The sequence below is a fragment of the Kosakonia sp. CFBP8986 genome (genome assembly GCF_034044935.1).
GTDB lineage: Bacteria > Pseudomonadota > Gammaproteobacteria > Enterobacterales > Enterobacteriaceae > Kosakonia > Kosakonia cowanii.
Genome location: NZ_JAXCXB010000001.1, coordinates 481,224 through 500,718 on the forward strand (window position 1 = coordinate 481,224; position 19,495 = coordinate 500,718).

At 57.2% G+C, this 19,495-nt stretch carries 18 protein-coding genes; 4 read left to right on the top strand and 14 right to left on the bottom strand.

What is annotated here, in order from left to right; translation table 11 throughout:
- Positions 1 to 6 precede the first annotated feature (6 nt).
- The 3 genes from plsX to yceD form a co-directional block, all read right to left on the bottom strand.
- Positions 7 to 1,095: a phosphate acyltransferase PlsX gene (gene plsX, locus SOM48_RS02270; RefSeq protein ID WP_320511362.1), complete on the bottom strand. Its 1,089-nt coding sequence runs from the start codon at positions 1,093 to 1,095 to the stop codon at positions 7 to 9.
- 79 nt (positions 1,096 to 1,174) lie between these two features.
- Positions 1,175 to 1,348: a 50S ribosomal protein L32 gene (rpmF, locus tag SOM48_RS02275; protein ID WP_006819481.1), complete on the bottom strand. Its 174-nt coding sequence runs from the start codon at positions 1,346 to 1,348 to the stop codon at positions 1,175 to 1,177.
- A gap of 16 nt (positions 1,349 to 1,364) precedes the next feature.
- Positions 1,365 to 1,886: a 23S rRNA accumulation protein YceD gene (yceD, locus tag SOM48_RS02280; RefSeq protein ID WP_023481686.1), complete on the bottom strand. Its 522-nt coding sequence runs from the start codon at positions 1,884 to 1,886 to the stop codon at positions 1,365 to 1,367.
- Between the two features lie 141 nt (positions 1,887 to 2,027).
- Between yceD and SOM48_RS02285 the strand changes: the two genes are divergently transcribed.
- Together SOM48_RS02285 and SOM48_RS02290 are read left to right on the top strand one after the other, a co-directional pair.
- On the top strand, positions 2,028 to 2,612 hold the full coding sequence (locus tag SOM48_RS02285; protein ID WP_054803919.1) for a Maf family protein: 585 nt from the start codon (positions 2,028 to 2,030) through the stop codon (positions 2,610 to 2,612).
- A gap of 103 nt (positions 2,613 to 2,715) precedes the next feature.
- Positions 2,716 to 3,849, top strand: coding sequence for a dienelactone hydrolase family protein (locus SOM48_RS02290; protein ID WP_320511459.1), 1,134 nt, complete (start codon positions 2,716 to 2,718; stop codon positions 3,847 to 3,849).
- 31 nt (positions 3,850 to 3,880) lie between these two features.
- Here SOM48_RS02290 and rluC read toward each other — a convergent pair whose 3' ends face one another.
- Together rluC and SOM48_RS02300 are read right to left on the bottom strand one after the other, a co-directional pair.
- Entirely contained in the window at positions 3,881 to 4,834 is a 954-nt protein-coding gene (gene rluC, locus SOM48_RS02295) for a 23S rRNA pseudouridine(955/2504/2580) synthase RluC (RefSeq protein ID WP_023481636.1), read from the bottom strand.
- A gap of 108 nt (positions 4,835 to 4,942) precedes the next feature.
- Entirely contained in the window at positions 4,943 to 5,335 is a 393-nt protein-coding gene (locus tag SOM48_RS02300; RefSeq protein ID WP_139567097.1) for a hypothetical protein, read from the bottom strand.
- A 71-nt stretch (positions 5,336 to 5,406) separates the two neighbouring features.
- On the opposite strand from SOM48_RS02300, the gene rne reads away from it, so the two are divergent.
- The gene (rne, locus tag SOM48_RS02305) at positions 5,407 to 8,658 is read left to right on the top strand and encodes a ribonuclease E (protein ID WP_320511363.1); all 3,252 of its coding nucleotides are present in this window, start codon (positions 5,407 to 5,409) and stop codon (positions 8,656 to 8,658) included.
- A 40-nt stretch (positions 8,659 to 8,698) separates the two neighbouring features.
- Here rne and SOM48_RS02310 read toward each other — a convergent pair whose 3' ends face one another.
- Positions 8,699 to 9,637 (bottom strand): LysR family transcriptional regulator, encoded by a 939-nt coding sequence (locus SOM48_RS02310; protein ID WP_054803921.1) that lies wholly within the window; start codon positions 9,635 to 9,637, stop codon positions 8,699 to 8,701.
- Positions 9,638 to 9,774: 137 nt separating this feature from the next.
- Here SOM48_RS02310 and SOM48_RS02315 point away from each other — a divergent pair, with 137 nt between their 5' ends.
- On the top strand, positions 9,775 to 10,986 hold the full coding sequence (locus SOM48_RS02315) for an MFS transporter (protein WP_289742875.1): 1,212 nt from the start codon (positions 9,775 to 9,777) through the stop codon (positions 10,984 to 10,986).
- Between the two features lie 84 nt (positions 10,987 to 11,070).
- Here the strand turns inward: SOM48_RS02315 and flgL are convergent, their stop codons facing one another.
- From flgL to flgE, 8 genes are all read right to left on the bottom strand, one after another.
- The gene (gene flgL, locus SOM48_RS02320; RefSeq protein WP_320511364.1) at positions 11,071 to 12,039 is read right to left on the bottom strand and encodes a flagellar hook-associated protein FlgL; all 969 of its coding nucleotides are present in this window, start codon (positions 12,037 to 12,039) and stop codon (positions 11,071 to 11,073) included.
- 14 nt (positions 12,040 to 12,053) lie between these two features.
- Entirely contained in the window at positions 12,054 to 13,703 is a 1,650-nt protein-coding gene (flgK, locus tag SOM48_RS02325; protein ID WP_076769683.1) for a flagellar hook-associated protein FlgK, read from the bottom strand.
- Between the two features lie 75 nt (positions 13,704 to 13,778).
- Positions 13,779 to 14,756 (bottom strand): flagellar assembly peptidoglycan hydrolase FlgJ, encoded by a 978-nt coding sequence (flgJ, locus tag SOM48_RS02330; RefSeq protein ID WP_023481489.1) that lies wholly within the window; start codon positions 14,754 to 14,756, stop codon positions 13,779 to 13,781.
- Positions 14,756 to 15,853 (bottom strand): flagellar basal body P-ring protein FlgI, encoded by a 1,098-nt coding sequence (locus SOM48_RS02335; RefSeq protein ID WP_023481768.1) that lies wholly within the window; start codon positions 15,851 to 15,853, stop codon positions 14,756 to 14,758. The genes flgJ and SOM48_RS02335 overlap by 1 nt, the downstream gene beginning before the upstream one ends.
- 12 nt (positions 15,854 to 15,865) lie before the next feature.
- Entirely contained in the window at positions 15,866 to 16,564 is a 699-nt protein-coding gene (locus tag SOM48_RS02340) for a flagellar basal body L-ring protein FlgH (protein WP_023481882.1), read from the bottom strand.
- Positions 16,565 to 16,621: 57 nt separating this feature from the next.
- Positions 16,622 to 17,404, bottom strand: coding sequence for a flagellar basal-body rod protein FlgG (flgG, locus tag SOM48_RS02345; protein ID WP_023481502.1), 783 nt, complete (start codon positions 17,402 to 17,404; stop codon positions 16,622 to 16,624).
- A gap of 15 nt (positions 17,405 to 17,419) precedes the next feature.
- Positions 17,420 to 18,175, bottom strand: coding sequence for a flagellar basal body rod protein FlgF (locus tag SOM48_RS02350; protein WP_094420236.1), 756 nt, complete (start codon positions 18,173 to 18,175; stop codon positions 17,420 to 17,422).
- Positions 18,176 to 18,195: 20 nt separating this feature from the next.
- A complete protein-coding gene (gene flgE / locus SOM48_RS02355; protein ID WP_313163672.1) occupies positions 18,196 to 19,473 on the bottom strand; it encodes a flagellar hook protein FlgE in 1,278 nt (425 codons plus the stop codon).
- Positions 19,474 to 19,495 lie beyond the last annotated feature (22 nt).

Consider the following 19,495-nt stretch of genomic DNA (forward strand, 5'->3'; position numbering starts at 1 on the left):
GTGCGCTCAGTCACTCTTGGATAATATACATACGTTCTTGCTTTCGTCGCCCAGTGCAGACGAAGCCGACGCGATGTACACAGATTCCAGGCGAGCGGCAATCCGTTGTGGGACTTGCCGCTGCACCGCCTGCACTGCCTGCTCAATCGCGACGCAAAACGCGCGCTGATTGGCTGCGCCGTGACTTTTAATCACTGTGCCGCGCAATCCTAACAGACAGGCACCATTATACTGGTCGGGGTTGAGGTGGCTGAATCGACTTATCAGACTTTTTTGTAACCAACGTTTGAGTAAGATGAGCCACCACGCCCTTTTTTTTCCTTCGCCCTGCGATTTCAGCAGCGAAAGAAACATTCTGACAACCCCTTCCATGGTTTTTAGCGTGACGTTTCCGGTGAAACCGTCACACACCAGCACATCCGTCTTGCCGGTTAATAATTCGTTCGCTTCCAGGTAACCAATGTAGTTGATGGATGGCGCTTCGCGTAATAACGCGGCAGCTTCGCGGATATTGTCATGGCCTTTGCTCTCCTCTTCACCAATATTGAGCAGAGCGACCCGCGGGTTGGCGATCTCAAGGATCTCCTCCGCCATGACGGCACCCATAACGGCGAATTGTGCCAGCATCGTACTATCGCAATCGACATTCGCACCCAGATCGAGCACCACCGTTCTGCCCTTTTGCTGATGCGGTAATACCGTCACCAGCGCCGGGCGTTCAATGCCATCGAGGGGTTTGAGCAGCAACTTCGCCAGCCCCATCAGCGCCCCGGTATTGCCTGCGCTGACGCAGGCCTGGGCGCGCCCCTCTTTCACCAACTCCAGCGCAATACGCATTGACGTACCGCGACTATTACGGATCGCCTGCGCCGTGCGCGCATCACTGGCAATAACTGACTGTGCAGGAACAACAAGCAGGCGAGAGCGCTGCTCGAAATCAGCTTTGGCAAGTAATGGCGTGATTGCGTCGGGATCGCCGACTAACAGGAGAGTGAGTTGCGAATTAGAATTCAGTGCCTGCAAAGCTGCAGGCACTGTCACGGAGGGGCCAAAATCGCCCCCCATGACATCTAACGCCAGGGTTAGACGTGTCAAGGTATCGTCAGAGCCTGGTTCGGTTTATCCCCGCCTGAGCGGGGAAAGCCTCACTAAGCTTCATCACGCTTGCGCGTGATTACTTAGTGATAACCTTGCGACCGCGGTAGAAACCGTCAGCGGTCATGTGGTGACGCAGGTGGGTTTCACCAGAAGTTTTGTCTACAGACAGGCTGGTGACTGCGGTCAGCGCGTCATGGGAACGACGCATGCCACGTTTGGAACGGGTTGGTTTATTCTGTTGTACGGCCATGGACCTTACTCCTCAATTACTTACGCTTTAAGCTGGCTAATACGGCAAATGGATTGGGTTTTTGCGCTTCATCAGGCAATTCCCCAAAGACCATGTCCGCCTCGGACACTTCACAGTGTTCAGAATCATGCACCGGAACTACAGGCAAGGCGAGAATGATTTCATCCTCAACCAACGCCCGCAGATCGATTTCACCGAATTCGTTAACCTCAATCGGCTCATACGCTTCCGGCAGTGCTTCAGCCTGTTCGTCTGAACGCACAGGACTAAAACAATACGTTGTGTAGACGTGATGGGTGAACGGTTTCCCGCAGCGCTGGCACTCGAGAGCTACCGTAACCTTCGCATCGCCGGTTAACACCGCCAGACGCTGATTATCGATAGCAAACGACATGGAGCACTCCACATCAGTTTCTACGCTGACAACAGAATCGGCGACGCGCTCGACCTGATCGAGAGTGTAGACACCCTCATAATCAAGGCGTTTTTGAGCGGTACGAACCGGATCAAGAGTCAGGGGTAATTTTACCTTTTGCATAGGGCGCGCATATTAACTTTGTAACGTCATAGAGTCAAAGAAAAAGGCAGCCTGCGGTTGCCTTTTGCCAATTATTCGCACACATTGCGGCCTACAGTTTAATTTGCCTCTCATCGTTAAGCCATATTTGGTGGAAAAAATATGTCTCCTCTTATTCTTGCTTCAACTTCACCCTATCGCCGCGCGCTGCTGGATAAACTCGGCCTCCCCTTTGAGTGTGCTGCGCCACAAACCGACGAAACACCGCACCCCGGTGAAACGCCCCGCCACCTCGTGCTGCGTCTGGCTCAGGAAAAAGCGCAATCGCTGGCGGATAAATATCCGCACCATCTTATAATCGGCTCCGACCAGGTGTGCGTATTGAATGGCGAAATTAACGGCAAACCGCATACGGAAGAGAATGCACGCCAGCAATTGCTGAAAGCGAGCGGAAATATTGTCACCTTCTATACGGGACTGGCGCTCTATAATTCGGCAACCGGACATCTGCAAACGGAGTGCGAACCCTTCGACGTCCATTTCCGCCATTTAAATGAGCAGGAGATTGACGACTACGTGCGCAAAGAGCGTCCGCTTAATTGTGCCGGTAGCTTTAAAAGCGAAGGACTGGGCATCGCGCTGTTCGATAGGCTTGAAGGGCGCGATCCAAATACGCTGGTTGGGCTGCCACTGATTGCGCTATGCCAGATGCTGCGCCGTGAGGAGCGCAACCCGTTGTTAAGCTAATGCTTAAGCGATCACAGATTGTTTAGTAAACGACCTGTAGAGTCTCTCTCAATATTAAAACACCGTTTTAATTTGAGGGGTACTGATGAAGATGTCGTGCAAAATGGCGCTGGCCGCTGCGTTATTGATTTCTGCTGCGGCCAGCGCACAAGAGACGTGGCAAACCGAGGGCGTCGTCGAAGGCAATCTCCCGGCAAGCTGGCCCGCGCTGAAAGCGCAAATGCTCTACCCTGACTCCTGGCTCTCCGGCCACTACACCGATTTTAATCAATGGCAAACAGAGAGCCGCCAACGCTTTCGTGCCGCCCTCCTCACCCCCGATGCCACAAAAATCTTCGCGCCCGAAACAATAAGCAAAGAGGATCGCGGCAGCTACACCGCTGAAAAACTGGCGCTGAATATTACCGACGACAACCGCATTTCGGCCCTGCTGCTGATGCCAAAAACGCCCGGCCCGCATCCGGCGGTGGTGCTTCTGCACGATCACGGTTCGAAATTTGATATCGGCAAAGAGAAGCTCATCAAACCGTGGAATGACGCTAAAAAACTCGCCAGCGCGCAGGCATGGGCGGATAAGTTCTTCAGCGGAAAATTTATTGGCGATGAGCTGGCGCAGCGCGGTTACGCGGTTATCGCTATCGACAGCCCCGGCTGGGGCGATCGCGGGCCGATGGTCTATGACCAGCAGCAGGCGCTGGCCAGCAACTACTTCAACCTGGGCCGCTCCCTTGCGGGCGAAGTGGCATATGAAGATATGCGCACCGTCGATTTTATCGCCGCACATGCAGGTATCGACAGCAAACGCGTCGGCGTGCTGGGCTTCTCAATGGGCGGGTTCCGCGCCTGGCAACTGGCTGCGCTGAGTGACAAGGTGGCCGCGACGGCGGTGATTTCGTGGTTCGGCACTTACAATGGCCTGATGCAGCCCGGAAATAATGTGCTTCGCGGGCAGTCAGCCTTTTATATGCTGCACCCTGGTATGCCGGCGCTGATGGATATTCCCGATATTGCCAGCCTCGCGGCACCAAAGCCGATGCTGATCTTCAGCGGCGGCAAAGATAAGCTTTTCCCGCCACAAGCGGTCGCAGAGGCCTTTGAGAAAGTGCACCGCGTCTGGGCGTCGCAGCATGCCGATGAGAAACTGGTGACCAAAAGTTGGCCCGAGCTGGGCCATGTCTTTTATCAGCAACAGCAGGATGAGGTCTTTCCGTGGCTGGACAAGTGGCTGAAGCCGTAAGCGATCCCCTCCGCAACGGAGGGGAGAGACGTTATTTTGCGTTACGCAGCGTCGTCAGGCAGTGCTTAAGGGCATTGTCGAGGGGCGCTTCGATGCGCAGCGTCTCGCCGGTTGCCGGGTGGGTGAACTTCAACGCCGCCGCATGCAGAAAGAGGCGTGATAAGCCGGTTGAGGCAAGCTGCTTATCAAACTCGCGATCGCCGTAGCGATCGTCAAAAGCAATGGGATGACCGGCATGCTGGGTATGGACGCGGATCTGGTGCGTACGCCCCGTCACTGGGCTGCAACGTACCAGCGTGGCGAACGCGTAACGCTCTTCCACTTTGAAGCGCGTTTCCGACGGTTTGCCTTCGCTGTTAACCCGTACGATGCGCTCACCGCTCTGCAAAATATTTTTCAGCAGCGGTGCCTGCACGGTTTTCACGTGGGATTGCCACTGCCCGCGCACCAGCGCCAGGTAATCTTTCTGCATCTCTTTACCGCGCAGCTGCTCATGGAGCGAACGCAGCGCCGAACGCTTTTTCGCCACCAGCAGCACGCCGGAGGTGTCGCGATCGAGGCGATGAACCAGTTCCAGGAAGCGCGCTTCCGGGCGCAACGCACGCAGCCCTTCGATCACGCCAAAGCTGAGGCCGCTACCGCCGTGTACCGCGGTGCCCGAGGGTTTATTCAGCACCAGAATATGATCATCTTCGTAGAGGATCACGTCGTTAAGCTGGGCGACTTTTTGCAGGTGCGGCGAAACTGCCTCTTCTTCTTTTTCGGCCACGCGTACCGGCGGGATGCGAATTTCATCGCCATCTTCCAGTTTATATTCTGGTTTTACGCGCTTTTTGTTCACACGTACTTCGCCTTTACGCAAAATACGGTAGATCATGCTCTTCGGTACGCCCTTCAACTGCGTACGCAAAAAGTTATCAATGCGTTGCCCCGCTTCGTCTGCGGTGATAGCAACAAATTTTACGGCTAATGTCTCAGTTTTCATGGGAGGCGATTCTAAATAGCCACGCTGAATAGCGCCACTCATTTTTATATGCTTATATTGACTATTACATTCGGTAAACAGCGTTTCATACAGTTGATTCGGTGGTTATTAAACCAATCTCCGGGCAAAGGTGAAGAAACTGTGAGTAACCGGGTGATAAATGGTAAAAGTCAGCTTGCTATAACAGGGTTCGCAGGGAATAATGTTGCCGTTTTCCGTGTTGAATTTTGCTAAAACAAGTAAATGAGCGGAATGACCAGTTTTGCCTGTCCGATCATACACGCAGCAATGGCGTAAGACGTATTGATCTTTCAGGCAGTTAGCGGGCTGCGGGTTGCAGTCCTTACCGGTAGATGGAATCTTCTCTGGAGAGTTTTTCCCAGGCTGTTCCCCTGATAATTGCGCTGTATTTTCCACAGGAAATGCAGGCAACCGACACACTGCGCCTCTTAAGCGAGCGATAACCGTGAGGTTGGCGACGCGTAATAGACTCGAGGCCATCGGTTCTCCCCGGAAAGGCAAAATCTTGCCCGCAGCTTAGTCGTCAATGTAAGAATAATGAGTAAGTTACGATGAAAAGAATGTTAATCAACGCAACTCAGCAAGAAGAGTTGCGTGTCGCACTTGTTGATGGGCAACGTCTGTACGACCTGGATATCGAAAGCCCCGGGCATGAACAGAAAAAAGCCAATATCTACAAAGGTAAAATCACCCGCATTGAACCGAGCCTTGAAGCTGCCTTCGTTGACTACGGCGCTGAACGTCACGGTTTCCTCCCCCTCAAAGAGATCGCTCGCGAATACTTCCCCGCCAACTACAACGCGCATGGCCGTCCGAACATCAAAGATGTGCTGCGTGAAGGCCAGGAAGTTATCGTCCAGATCGACAAAGAAGAGCGCGGCAACAAAGGCGCGGCGCTGACCACCTTTATCAGCCTCGCCGGTAGCTACCTCGTTCTGATGCCAAACAACCCGCGCGCGGGCGGCATCTCTCGCCGTATCGAAGGCGATGACCGTACCGAGCTGAAAGAGGCGCTGTCGAGCCTCGAACTGCCGGACGGCATGGGTCTTATCGTGCGTACCGCAGGCGTTGGCAAATCTGCCGAAGCGCTGCAGTGGGATCTCAGCTTCCGCCTGAAACACTGGGAAGCGATCCAGAAAGCCGCAGAGAGCCGCCCGGCTCCGTTCCTGATTCACCAGGAGAGCAACGTTATCGTTCGCGCTTTCCGTGACTATCTGCGCCAGGACATTGGCGAAATCCTGATTGATAACCCGAAAGTGCTGGAGCTGGCTCGCCAGCATATCGCCGCGCTGGGCCGTCCGGATTTCAGCAGCAAAATTAAGCTCTACACCGGTGAAATCCCGCTGTTCAGCCACTATCAGATTGAGTCGCAAATCGAATCCGCCTTCCAGCGTGAAGTGCGTCTGCCGTCCGGCGGCTCGATTGTTATCGACAGCACCGAAGCGCTGACCGCCATCGACATCAACTCCGCTCGCGCAACCCGCGGTGGCGACATTGAAGAGACGGCGTTCAACACCAACCTCGAAGCGGCAGATGAGATCGCCCGTCAGCTGCGTCTGCGCGACCTCGGCGGCCTGATCGTTATCGACTTTATCGACATGACCCCGGTTCGCCACCAGCGCGCGGTTGAAAACCGTCTGCGTGAAGCGGTACGTCAGGATCGTGCACGTATCCAGATCAGCCATATCTCCCGCTTCGGCCTGCTGGAGATGTCCCGCCAGCGTCTGAGCCCGTCACTGGGTGAATCGAGCCATCACGTCTGCCCGCGCTGTAGCGGTACGGGTACCATCCGTGACAACGAATCCCTGTCGCTCTCTATTCTGCGTCTGATTGAAGAAGAAGCGCTGAAAGAGAACACCCAGGAAGTGCACGCCATTGTGCCGGTTCCTGTTGCCTCTTACCTGCTGAACGAAAAACGTGCCGCCGTCAGCGCTATCGAAGCCCGTCAGGGCGGCGTACGCTGCGTCATCGTGCCGAACGATCAGATGGAAACGCCGCACTACTCGGTGCTGCGCGTACGTAAAGGTGAAGAGACCCCTACCCTCAGCTACCTGCTGCCGAAGCTGCATGAAGAGGAGATGGCGCTGCCGTCTGAAGAGGAGTATGCCGAGCGTAAACTGCCTGAGCAGCCTGCCCTCGCTACCTTTGTGATGCCTGACGTGCCGCCTGCGCCGCAAGCCCAGGAGCCCGCGCCTACAGCACAGGCACAGCCTGCCGCTGCCACTACCGCGGCACCGGGTCTGTTTGGCCGCATCGTCTCTGCCCTGAAAAACCTGTTTGCTGGCGAAGAAGCGCCTGCGCCGGTTGAAGTGAAGGAAGAGAAAAAAGAGGCGAAACCTGAGCGTTCGCAGGAGCGTCGTAAACCGCGTCAAAGCAACCGTCGCGACCGTAACGATCGCCGCGATTCGCGTGATTCCCGTAGCGAAGGCAACGAGGGTCGTGAAGGACGTGACAACCGCGACAATCGTGATAACCGCGAAGGTCGTGAGAACCGTGAAGGTCGCGAAGATAACCGCCGCAACCGTCGTGAAAAACCGCAGCAGAACGCGGAGAATCGCGAGCCGCGCCAGAACACCGTCGTTGACGAGTCGGATAAAGCGAAAACCCGCGACGAGCAGCAGCCGTCACGTCGTGAACGCAACCGCCGCCGTGGTGATGATAAACGTCAGGCGCAGCAGGAAGTTAAAGAGCTGAACCGTGAAGAGCTGACCCGCGAAGAGCAGCCTGCTCAGGAAGCGGAGCAGGAAGAGCGTGTTCAGGTGATGCCGCGCCGCAAACAGCGCCAGCTGAGCCAGAAAGTGCGCATCGATGATAACCGTGCTGAAACCGTTATCGACGAAACCGTCGCAGAGACCGCGCCAGAGGAGCAGCATACTCAGCTCGCGAAAGTCGATCTGCCGGCTGTGGTTGAAAACGCCCCGGTGCTGGAGCAGGAAGAGAACGGTGAAGCGCGTGAAAACACCATGCCGCGCCGCTCACGCCGCTCCCCGCGTCACCTGCGTGTCAGCGGTCAACGCCGCCGTCGCTACCGTGACGAGCGCTACCCGGTACAGTCCGCCATGCCGCTGACTATCGCCTGCGCCTCACCGGAGATGGCTTCCGGTAAAGTGTGGGTTCGCTATCCGGTGCCGCGTGCGCAGGAAGAGCAGCAGGAGATCCAGCACAACAGCGCGCTGGAAACCGAGCAGCAACATGCAGCAGAGCATGAAGTTGCCCCAGCCGTAGCTGAAGCGCAGCTGGTCACCGCCGCGCCGGCTGAGGTTGTTGAGCCGCAGGCACCGGTTGAAGCCGCACCTGCCAGCGAGCAGCCAGAAGTGGTTGAACCGCAGGCAACGGTTGCAGAGCCAGCTCCGGTCGAGGTTGAAACGACCCATCCGGAAGCGATCTCTGCCCCGGTAGACGAGCAGCCGCAGCTGATTGCTGAGGAAGATCGTTCTGTCGCAGAGCAGGTTGCCGAAGAGGCCGAGCCAGTGAAAGAAGAGGCTGCGCCTGCACCGGTTGTTGAAGACGTTGCGCCGGCAAAAGTTGAAGCGCCAGTGCAAGCTGAAGTTTCTGCGCCGGTGAAAGTTGAAGCCCCTGTAGCGGTGAAAGCTGAAACAGCTGCGCCGGTGAAAGCCGACGCGCCGGTGGTTGCAACCGCGCCAATGACTAAAGCGCCTGCCCCTGCGTATGTACAGGAAGCACCGCGCCACAGCGACTGGGTTCGCCCGGCATTCAACTTCGACGGTAAAGGTTCTGCGGGCGGTCACAGCGCCACGCATACCGCCACCGCGCCGGCGACCAAACCGCCAGCCGTTGAGTAAGTAAAACGCTGCAACAAGCCGACCTCCGGGTCGGCTTTTTTTATGCCCGCATTTCCGGCTGGCGCATCCCGCTCAGCCCTGGCATCACTTCCCGCATCAGCTGCAAGAATTTACGCAGCCGCGCGGGGTAGTAGCGCGCCCACGGATAGACAAGGTGAACCGGTAACGGTGCCGCCTGCCACTGCGGCAGCAGCGTCACCAGCCTGCCGCTGCGGATATCCTCTTCCACCGCCCAACTGGAGATTAACGTCACCCCCAGCCCGGCAAGTGCCGTATTGCGCGCAGCGTAAAGACTGTCGGTAAACAAGCGTGGCGAGATGGCTACCTGCACCGCCTGCTCATCATCCTGCGCGTACAGCGTGATTTGATGCTGATAGAAGGTACTCAGCGCCACCCACGGTAAGTTACTCAGCTGCTGCGGCGTCTCAATAGCCGGAAAGCGTTCCAGCAACGCGGGCGACGCCACCAGACTGCGCGGTACTTCTGCCAGCAGCACCGATACGGTAGCCGGATCGACCTCTGCCCCGACGCGAATGGCGCAATCGATATTGGCGCTAAGAAAGTCGACGGTTTTATCATTCAGCATCCACTCCACCGTCAGCTGCGGATGACGCTCAAGAAATTGTGTTAGCGGCACCAGCAGCTGCTGCTGACCAAAAGCATGCGGGGCGCGCACCCGCAGCATGCCGACCGGTTCGTCGTCGGACTGGCTGAGATCGTCCTCCAGCGCCACCCAGGCATCCGCCACCCGTTTTGCATGTTGATAGCAGCGCTCGCCGTCATCGGTGAGCTTCATGGCATGGGTGGTGCGCAGCAGCAGTTTGACGCCAAGCAATGTCTCCAGCGATTGCAAACGACGGCTGACGGTTGCCTGCGTTGTCTCCAGCTGGCGGGCCGCTGCCGACAGGGAGCCTGCTTCAACAATGCGGATAAAGGTCCGCATTAAGTCCACCCGGTCTATACGCTCTTGTCGCCTCATAATCTTTATGCCTATACGTTTCACGTATAACCGTTTTACCACTGCGCTGGCTACCGCGCTACCGCGCCATGGGTAAAAATGCGCTCACACCGTAGCCTGACTACGCATTCACAGCTTTATCTCTTCGGGGACACCATATGAACCATCAATCGCTCTCTGCCCGTATGGCAAACGGTATCTTTTTTGCGCTGGCGCTTGGCGCAGGATTCAGCGTCGCGGCCATCTACTACTCGCAGCCGCTGCTGCCGCTGATGGGCAGCGATCTGCATCTGACCATCAATGGCATGGGGCTGGTACCGACGCTCACCCAAGCCGGTTACGCGCTCGGCATTCTCTTTCTGCTGCCGCTGGGCGACCGTCACGATCGCCGTCGCTTAATTGTGGTGAAAAGCGCAGCGCTGGCGGTGTTACTGCTGGCCTGCAGCCTGACCAGCCACCTGCCCTCACTGCTTATTGTCAGCCTGTTAATCGGCATGGCGGCGACCATGGCGCAGGATATTGTACCGGCCGCGGCGATCCTCGCTCCGGCGGGGAAACAGGGGAAAATGGTCGGCACGGTAATGACCGGTCTGCTGCTCGGTATTTTGCTCTCGCGTACGGTCAGCGGCTTTGTCGGCGCGGCGTTTGGCTGGCGTGTGATGTATCAGCTTGCGGCGGTAAGCATTGCACTAATTGGCCTCTTAATGTGGTCAGTATTGCCGCGCTTCGCTACCCACTCCACGCTGAGCTACCCGGCACTGATGCGCTCAATGGCGCATCTCTGGCAGCGCTACCCGACGCTGCGCCGTGCGGCGTTGGCGCAGGGCTTTTTGTCCATAGCCTTTAGCGCCTTCTGGTCGACGCTGGCGCTGATGCTGCTTGAGCACTATCAGCTGGGCAGCGCCGTTGCCGGAACATTCGGTATTGCCGGTGCCGCAGGGGCGTTAGCCGCGCCGTTGGCGGGAGGCCTTGCGGATAAAGTGGGCGCAGAGCGCGTAACCCAACTCGGTGCCGGGCTGGTAACAATCTCCTTCGCCATGATGTTCCTGCTGCCTGCCCTGCCGCCCCATGGCCAGCTGGCGCTGATTGCCCTCTCTGCGGTCGGGTTTGATCTTGGCCTGCAATCCAGCCTCGTCGCGCATCAAAATCTGGTTTACAGCCTCGAGCCGCAGGCGCGGGGACGACTCAATGCGCTGCTCTTTACGGGGGTGTTTATCGGTATGGCGCTGGGTTCCGCGCTGGGAAGCAAGCTTTACGCTGTCGCCTCATGGCAGGGCGTGGTGGTATTGGCGAGCGTAGCGGGGCTTATCGCACTGCTGATTCGTCTCTTCGATGCCCGTAAGCTTGAGCAGGCGAAGCAAAACGCATAGATAAAAAAAGGCCCGCTCTGGAGAGACAGAGCGGGCATAGCAGACATACTCCAGTTTCAGGATATGCCCAAAGTAAAAAGGTTATTAACGGTTCATCTGGAACAGCGACATACCCTGCATATCGGTGAAGGCTTTATAAGAAGCCTGCAATGCCGCTTGCTGCATGGTGTAAGAGGAGATCACCGAGTTCCAGTCAGCATCGATCAGATCGCTCTTCTGCTGCTTTAACGACAGCGCACGATCGTCGCCAAGCGCGTCGAGGGTATCCAGTTCATTGAGCTGCGTACCGAGTTCAGCGCGCACGCTCAGCACGTTGTTCAGGGAGTTGCCCAGACCACGGCTGGTTTTATCCACCGCAGCCTGCGCCGTGGCTTTCGCCGTTTCGTCGCCCGCTACCGGCGTCTTCAGTGCTGCAATTGCCGTGTCGAGCATTTTGAACAGATCCGTCTCCGGCGCAGGCGCAACGCCTGTAGCAGGATCGACAGGCTCTTTGGTCGCATTACTGGTAACGGAGTTGAATACCTGGTCACCGGTATGGGCGATCACCATCGTACGCGCCGCATCAACCTGCTGGGTAATGGCGTCGGTACCGCCGCTGTAGTTGCCTGTGGCATCGTACGGCTTGTTTTCAGTACGGTAGCCACCAAAAATGTAGCGGCCGTTACCGTCGGTGCTGTTCGCGAGGTTCAATAACTGATCGCGAAAGCCCTGCAACTCGGCGGCAACTGAAGCGCGGTCATCATCACTCAGCGAGCCGTTGCCCGCTTTCACGATGCTGCTCTGTGCGCCTGTGACGGCAGTAGTTACCTGCTGCAACACGCTCTCTTCGAGGGAAACTTTCTGCTTCGCGAAGGTACGCGCCGTGTCGTATTGCGTGTTTTGCGCCTGCGCCTGGGAGATCACCACCGCCTGCGAGGCGGCGATCGGATCATCAGACGGGCGGTTAACGCGCTGACCGGTTGTCATCTGCTCGCCGTACCCTAACCATTTGCCCTGAGCATTGGTTACGCCGCGCATATTTTGTTCGTACATCATTTGCGTGCTAATACGCATGACTCACCTCTTACTTAACGAATGGCCAGCAGGGCATCAAACAACGTGCTTGCGGTCTGCAGCACCTGGGCATTAGCCAGGTAATACTGCTGAAAACGCTGCAGGTTGCCGTACTCTTCATCGAGGTTTACCCCGGAGATAGATTGCTGCTGGTTGCTCAACTGGGTCACGACGTTAGTCTGTGTCGCGCTGCTGGTTTTCAGCGTCGAGGTTTTGTTCCCGACATCGCTCACCAGCGTGGCATACGAATCGTTAAAGGTTTTGTTCCCGCCGACCACTTTCGCGCTCTGCAGCTTTAACAAATCCTGACCGTTGCGGTTGTCGCTCGCGCCGTTGCCAGCCGCACCCGCCATGGCGATTTTCGACTCATCAGTCACCGCCACGCTCATATTCACAATCGCGTTGCTCACCGGACGGATGGTGAAGCTGTCATCTTTTTTCGCGCCGGTAGAGCCGTTATTGATGGAGACTTTCAGGCCATCAAAATTGAGTGTACCGTCTGTCGTATCCGGCGTTACCGCGATGGTGGTGTTATTGGACAGACGCGTGACGTTCCACTGCGTGCCGTCAAAAGCCACTTTATAGTCGGTCGCCTGTACCGCAGAGCTGTTAGTTACGGCCGCGGTCAGCGTAGCGTCGCCGCTGTTTTTGCTGTTCGACGTGGCAGAAGGCCCGCCAATATTGAAGAACTTCTCACCCGCATCGCCGTCTGCGTCAAAGCCTTTAACGTGCTGCTGGTTAAAGGAGTCGGCGAACGAGAGCGCCAGCTGGCCCAGCGTATTACGCGCCTGGTCCAGATCCTGCGTACGGAATGAGAGCAGGCCGCCGAGTGAACCGGTGGTCACCTGCTTTTCCGGGATCTCGACATTGCCGGCAATCTTATCGACATACGCCAGCGTGGTACGTGCCGGATCGGCGCTGGAAGGCACCGCCGCCAGTTGACGCGCTTCCTTACCCTGCACCAGAGTAATGCCGTTACCCATGCTGACGTTATAGCTACCATCCTGGGTGCTGACTTCCACACCCACGACTTTGTTCAGTTCGCTGACCAGCTGATCGCGCTGATCGAGCAGGTCGTTTGGCGATGAGCCTGCGCCTACCGCAGTCAGTTTAGAGATCTGCTGGTTGAGGTTGGCGATCTGCTTCGAGTAGTTGTTGATCTGATCAACGCTGGTGGCGATAGATAAGTTGACCTGTTTATCCTGGTCACGCAGATACTGATCGGCCACTTTAAACTGGTTTACCAGACCGTCGGCTTTGCCGAGCAGCGCCTGGCGCGACGACGGATCGGAGGCGTTACTCACCAGCGTCTGCATGCTGGAGAAGAAGCTCTGCAGGCTGCTCGACAGGGAGTTAGTGGTATCCGAGAGCACATCGTCAATTTTTGACATCTGCTCGTAACGTGTGGTCAACCCGCTGTTCTGGTTTTGCGCCGCGCGCAGCTGGTTGGTAATAAAGGCGTCATACTCACGCTGAACGCCAGTCACGGTGACACCATTGCCCACGTAGCCGCTACCGGTCAGCGTGCTGTTCGAACTGGTCAACACCGTCGTCTGACGGGTATAGCCCGCGACGTTATAACTCGCAATGTTATTACTGGCGGTATTGAGCGCGGCCTGGGCTGCGCTAAGCCCGCTCATTGCGCTGTTAATCAAACTGGACATGGAGGTTCCTTATACACTTTCAGACATGAGTCCTGTTGAAGATTATCGGCAACCCTGAGTGAAACTTGAGACGTTTTAGAACAGATTTTGTGTATCTGTGCTGTACGCCTTGCTCACTTTCTCACCCATCGATTTAAGCTGCTGGATCATTGAGGTCAGCTTACGGGCATAGTGCGGATCGGTTGCGTAACCAGCGCTCTGCAGCGCCTGTGCGCCCTGCTCCGCCGTTGCCGCGGTGGTTACCGCCGCGTAACGTTTGTTGCGCGTCAACATGCCGACATAGTCGGAGAGCGCTTCAAGGTAAGAGCTATACACACGGAATTTGGCTTTCACTTTCACCGCCTCACCGTTTTCATACTCGGTGGTGGTGATTTCGGTGGTCGGCCCTTTCCAGCTTGAGGTCGCTTTCACGCCGAAGATGTTGTAGCTCGGCTCGCCGTTCTCACGCGGGATCTGCCGCTGGCCCCAGCCGGATTCCAGCGCAGCCTGCGCGAGGATCAGGTGGTGCGGCACGCCGCTCTGCTGGCTCGCCAGCCGCGCCGGGAGCGAAAGCTGGGCGAGGAAGTCTTTGCTGTCGCCGGAGAGCGGCTGATCGTTACCCGCGTCAGCCACTTCAGATGCATCGGGCACTTTGGGTATCGCTTTGCGCACCAGCTGTGTCAGCGCCTGGTTTTGATAGGTGTTGACGGTCTCCAGCGGGAACTTCATCGGCACCTGCTGCATCTGGTCAGCCGGATCGACTGGCGCTTGATCGCCGGTCATCTGTTTCACCATCATATCGGCGAGACCCAGACCTTTCCCGGCGGTCATCTGCTGAGCGATCTGCTGGTCATACATGCTGGTATACAGCCGCGTTGAATCACTGCTGAAAATCCCATCTTTCGGTAACGCTTCGCGCATGCTTTTCAGCATCATCTGCACGAACATCCCCTCCACCTGACGCGCCACCGGGCGCAGGTTGGCAGCCGGATCCTGTCCGGCTTTTGACTTCAGTTCATTCAGCGATTGCGCGTCCCATGCCGCGCTGGTCAACATTCGGCTGTCGGTCAACATTAGATGATCTCCAGTTTCGCACGCAGGCAACCGGCGCTCTGCATTGCCTGCAGAATCGACATCAGCTCCATTGGCGAGGCACCCAGGGCGTTAAGGGCACGCACGACGCTGTTGAGGTTGGCGCTGGAGCGTACGCTCTGCAGCGAGCCGCCGCTCTGGCGCAGGTCAATCTGCGTTTGCGGTGTTACCACGGTCTGGCCGCCGCCAAATGGCGTATTCGGCTGGCTTACGTTGTTCTGCTGGTTGACGGTGACCGAGAGGTTACCCTGCGCAATGGCACAGCTATCCAGCGACACTTCGCGGTTCATCACCACCGATCCGGTACGCGAGTTAACAATCACTTTCGCATCCTGCTGCGTGGTGCCGACTTCCATATTCTGGATATCCGCCAGGGCACGAACCTGAGAGCTGCCGCCGGAGGAGACGCGCACCTGAACGGTACGGCCATCCAGCGCGGTGGCGCTGCCATAACCGCGTGCGCGGTTGATGGTGTCAGCAATCTGCTGCGCCATGGTGAAGTCTTCCTGGTTCAGCTGCAGGTTGATGCTGTTCGTGGCCCCGAACTGGTTCGGCAACTCACGCTCAATTACCGCGCCGCCGGTAATGCGACCGCCGTTAAGCTGGTTAACCTGCACGCTGCTGCCGCCGGCTGACGCGCCCGCGCCGCCAACAAGGATGTTGCCCTGCGCCAGTGCATAGACCTGGCTGTCGACGCCCTTCAGCGGGGTCATCAGCAGCGTACCGCCGCGCAGGCTTTTGGCGTTACCCATTGAGGAGACCACCACGTCGATGGTCTGCCCCTGGCGACCAAAAGCCGGAAGCTGCGCCGTGACCATGACTGCCGCCACGTTTTTCAGCTGCATGTTGGTGCCCTGCGGGACGGTAATACCCATCTGCGAGAGCATGTTGTTCAGCGTCTGGGTAGTAAATGGCGTCTGGGTGGTCTGGTCGCCCGTCCCATCCAGGCCAACCACCAGCCCGTAGCCAATTAAGGAGTTTTCACGTACGCCCTGTACACTGGTGAGATCCCGGATACGGTCAGCCTGGGCGAAGGTCGCCATCAGCACTAACACCATACCAGTCAAATATTTAAACATTGTTCACCCCGGTTACATCGGCGATAAGTTAAGGAAGAAACGCTGCAGCCAGCCCATATTCTGCGCTTCGTTGATGTAGCCGTTGCCGACGTACTCGATGCGCGCGTCCGCCACCTGGGTGGAAGGAACGCTGTTGCTGCCGCTGATGGTGCGTGGGTTCACGACACCGGAGAAGCGGATGAACTCAGTGCCCTGGTTGATGGCGATCTGTTTTTCACCCACAACATGTAAATTGCCATTGATCAGCACCTGATCGACGGTCACGGTCAACGTGCCGCTAAAGGTGTTACTGGCGTTGGCGCCGCCTTTGCCCCCGAAGGAGTTGCTGCCCGAGGCACCCAGATCGGCACGAGCATTGCCAAACAGACCTTCGAGATAACGCGGAGTGGTGTCTACGCCAAAACTGGCTTTACCATCACGACTGGCGTTGGCCGACGAGCTCTTACTGGCGCTCACGTTTTCCTGCAGTACGATAGTCAGCGTATCGCCAATGTTGCGCGGACGACGATCTTCAAACAGCGGCTGATAGCCGTAGTTAATCGGCTGCGCGGTCTGATAAATCGAGCCATTGACGACCGGAATGGGACCGGGCATCGGTTGAGCTGTCGTTGCCCCCTGCACCAGTGGTGTAGAAGGGACCCAGGCACACCCGGTCAGGGTTAATGCCACTAAAGCCATTATCGGGTAGCTGCGGACGGCGTATTTTTGCATTGCATTCATCTTCGAGATCAGGGTTCCGGTGCGGCGGTTACCGCACCGGATAACGCCTTAGAGTTGCGTCAGTTTTTGCAGCATCTGATCGGTGGTCGATACTGCTTTACTGTTAATTTCGTAAGCGCGCTGAACCTGGATCATGTTCACCAGCTCTTCCGCGACGTTTACGTTTGAAGTTTCCACAAATCCCTGGTAGAGCAAACCTGCACCGTTCAGGCCAGGCGTGGTGCCGTTTGGCGCGCCGGAAGACTGGGTTTCGGTGTAGAGGTTCTCACCAATGCTCTCAAGCCCGGTGTCGTTCATAAAGGTGGTGAGGTTTAACTGGCCAACCTGCACCGGTGCTGCCGCGCCCTGCTGCGTCACGCTGACCACACCATCGCGACCGATGGTAATGCCCAGGCTGTTCGCCGGGATGGTGATAGCCGGTTGCACCTGGAAACCGCCCGCCGTTACCAGCTGGCCGTTCTGATCCACCTGGAAAGAGCCGTCACGGGTGTAAGCAGAGGTGCCGTCCGGCAGCAGAACTTCGAAGAAGCCCTGACCTTTAATGGCGACATCTTTGCTGTTGTTGGTCTGAGACAGGTTGCCCTGGCTGTGCAGACGCTCGGTGGCGACCGGACGCACACCGGTACCGATCTGCAGACCGGAAGGCAGCGTTGTCTGTTCAGATGATTGCGCGCCTGGCTGGCGGATCGTCTGGTACATCAAATCTTCAAATACCGCACGCTGACGCTTAAAACCATTGGTGCTGACGTTCGCCAGGTTGTTGGCGATGACATCCATATTGGTTTGTTGGGCGTCGAGGCCGGTTTTTGCGATCCATAATGAACTGATCATATGTAGTCCTGTTTATTAGCCCATTGACAGCAATTGGTTAGCACGCTGCTCGTTTTCATCGACGCTGCTGATGATCTTCATCTGCATTTCGAAACGGCGCGCGCTGGCGATCATATCGGTCATCGACTCGACCGGTTTCACGTTACTGCCTTCCAGTACGCCAGACTGCACGCGAATGGAGGGGTCAGGCTGCAACGTTGCGCCACGGGTCGCCTGCGCGCTCTGGCTGAGACGGAAAAGACCGTCATCACCGCGCACTATTTCGCGCGGTTCTGCTTTTACCAGCTTCAGCTTGCCGACAGGCGCGATGGTATTCGCCGCGTCGCCAGGGTTGAGCGCCGAAATCGTACCGTCAGCGGCGATAGTGACCTGCGCCCCTTCCGGTACGGCAATCGGACCGCCTTCGCCAATCACTGGATGGCCCTGAATCGTCAACTGACCGGTCGGGCTCACCTGGATATTGCCGTTACGGGTGTAACCTTCCGAGCCGTCCGCCGTTTGCACTGCCAGCCAACCATCCTGCTGCAACGCCACATCAAGCGGGCGTGAGGTGTAGTCCAGTTGACCCGGCGTCATATCGGCGCCAGGCGTGGAGGCCACCACCAGCGTGCGGGTAGGCAGGGAAAGCCCTTCTACCGGCACCGCGCGCAGCGCGTTCAGCTGGGCGCGAAAGCCCGGTGTGGAAGCATTCGCGAGGTTGCTGGCGGTGACAGCCTGCTGATTCAGCGTCTGGCTGGCTGCGCCCATCGCGGTATATATTGCGTGATCCATTAAGCCGTCCCGTCAGTCGATTAACGCAGGTTAACCAGCGTGTTAAGGATCTGATCCTGGGTTTTGATGGTCTGCGCGTTCGACTGATAGTTACGCTGCGCGACGATCATGTTGACCAGTTCTTTACTCAGATCCACGTTTGAGGCTTCCAGCGCGCCGTTGGTCAGCTTGCCGAAGTTACCGGTGCCGGCGGTGCCGAGCAGCGCAACACCAGAGGAGTTGGTAGCAGACCAAACGTTGTCACCCTGAGACTGCAGGCCTTCGTTGTTGGCGAAGTTCGCCAGCACGATCTGACCCAGCAGCTGCGACTGTTCGTTGGAGTAGCTACCGACAACGGTGCCGTCATCGTTAATGGCGTAGCTCACCAGTGAACCCGGCGCGTAACCGTTCTGGTTGATAGCCACCACACCGCTGGTGCCAGTGTTCTGCTGCATTGAGTTCAGGAAGCTCAGGCTAAAGGTGCTGGCGGCAGAGCCGTTCAGGCTGGCCAGACCGATGTTGATCTGCGGCTGAGCGTTAGCGGTCGCCGACAGGTTCCAGGTACGCGGAGAGGTCGCCGGAGAGACTTCGGTGTAGTTGTTGACCGCAGAGAGCGTACCGTTGCTGGTAAAGGTCATCTGCGCGGCTTTCTGGTAAGAAGAGCCCGCTACGCTGGAGTCCTGGGTGTAGACATCCCATTTGTTGGCGCTGTTTTTAACGTAGTAAACGTCAACGGCGTGGGAGTTACCCAGGCTGTCATAGGTGGTGACAGTGCCTTTTTTGTTATAAGAGTCTGAGTTCGTCGGATCGAACGGGCTAACCGTCGGGGTGGAGTCCGTTGAGTTCAGGTTCATCTGCATCGCCGCCGTGGTGGTGGCTTTCGCCGCCATCAGGGTGTTAGGGATGGTGATGGCAGACGGGTTTGCGCCGCTCTGCACCGCAGGCGGTGTGCCGGCTACCGGGAAACCGGTCACCTGCATACCCTGCATGTTAACCAGGTTGCGGTTTTCGTCGAGTTTGAACTGACCGTTACGGCTGTAGTAAACAGAACCGTTGCTGTCGGTCACACGGAAGAAACCGTTGCCGCTCAGTGCGACGTCGAGGCCACGACCGGTGTTGGTGGTGGTGCCGTCAGCGAAGTCCTGAGTAATACCTGCCACTTTAACGCCGAGACCTACTTTAGAACCGGCAAACATATCGGCGAAGGACGCAGATCCGGATTTAAAGCCATAGGTGGCGGAGTTGGCAATGTTGTTACCAATGACATCGAGGTTGGTGGCCGCAGCATTCAGGCCGCTGACCGCTTGTGAAAAGGCCATGACTTACTCCTGATAAGTATGA

Bases quoted from the DNA above. Each gene is read 5' to 3' on its own strand.
- SOM48_RS02335 (WP_023481768.1), bottom strand. From the start codon at position 15,853: ATGTTTAAATATTTGACTGGTATGGTGTTAGTGCTGATGGCGACCTTC.
- yceD (WP_023481686.1), bottom strand. From the start codon at position 1,886: ATGCAAAAGGTAAAATTACCCCTGACTCTTGATCCGGTTCGTACCGCT.
- SOM48_RS02340 (WP_023481882.1), bottom strand. From the start codon at position 16,564: ATGCAAAAATACGCCGTCCGCAGCTACCCGATAATGGCTTTAGTGGCA.
- flgE (WP_313163672.1), bottom strand. From the start codon at position 19,473: ATGGCCTTTTCACAAGCGGTCAGCGGCCTGAATGCTGCGGCCACCAAC.
- SOM48_RS02290 (WP_320511459.1), top strand. From the start codon at position 2,716: ATGGCGCTGGCCGCTGCGTTATTGATTTCTGCTGCGGCCAGCGCACAA.
- SOM48_RS02310 (WP_054803921.1), bottom strand. From the start codon at position 9,637: ATGAGGCGACAAGAGCGTATAGACCGGGTGGACTTAATGCGGACCTTT.
- SOM48_RS02350 (WP_094420236.1), bottom strand. From the start codon at position 18,175: ATGGATCACGCAATATATACCGCGATGGGCGCAGCCAGCCAGACGCTG.
- SOM48_RS02315 (WP_289742875.1), top strand. From the start codon at position 9,775: ATGAACCATCAATCGCTCTCTGCCCGTATGGCAAACGGTATCTTTTTT.
- SOM48_RS02300 (WP_139567097.1), bottom strand. From the start codon at position 5,335: ATGGCCTCGAGTCTATTACGCGTCGCCAACCTCACGGTTATCGCTCGC.
- flgL (WP_320511364.1), bottom strand. From the start codon at position 12,039: ATGCGTATTAGCACGCAAATGATGTACGAACAAAATATGCGCGGCGTA.
- rne (WP_320511363.1), top strand. From the start codon at position 5,407: ATGAAAAGAATGTTAATCAACGCAACTCAGCAAGAAGAGTTGCGTGTC.
- flgK (WP_076769683.1), bottom strand. From the start codon at position 13,703: ATGTCCAGTTTGATTAACAGCGCAATGAGCGGGCTTAGCGCAGCCCAG.
- rluC (WP_023481636.1), bottom strand. From the start codon at position 4,834: ATGAAAACTGAGACATTAGCCGTAAAATTTGTTGCTATCACCGCAGAC.
- flgJ (WP_023481489.1), bottom strand. From the start codon at position 14,756: ATGTTGACCGACAGCCGAATGTTGACCAGCGCGGCATGGGACGCGCAA.
- SOM48_RS02285 (WP_054803919.1), top strand. From the start codon at position 2,028: ATGTCTCCTCTTATTCTTGCTTCAACTTCACCCTATCGCCGCGCGCTG.
- rpmF (WP_006819481.1), bottom strand. From the start codon at position 1,348: ATGGCCGTACAACAGAATAAACCAACCCGTTCCAAACGTGGCATGCGT.
- flgG (WP_023481502.1), bottom strand. From the start codon at position 17,404: ATGATCAGTTCATTATGGATCGCAAAAACCGGCCTCGACGCCCAACAA.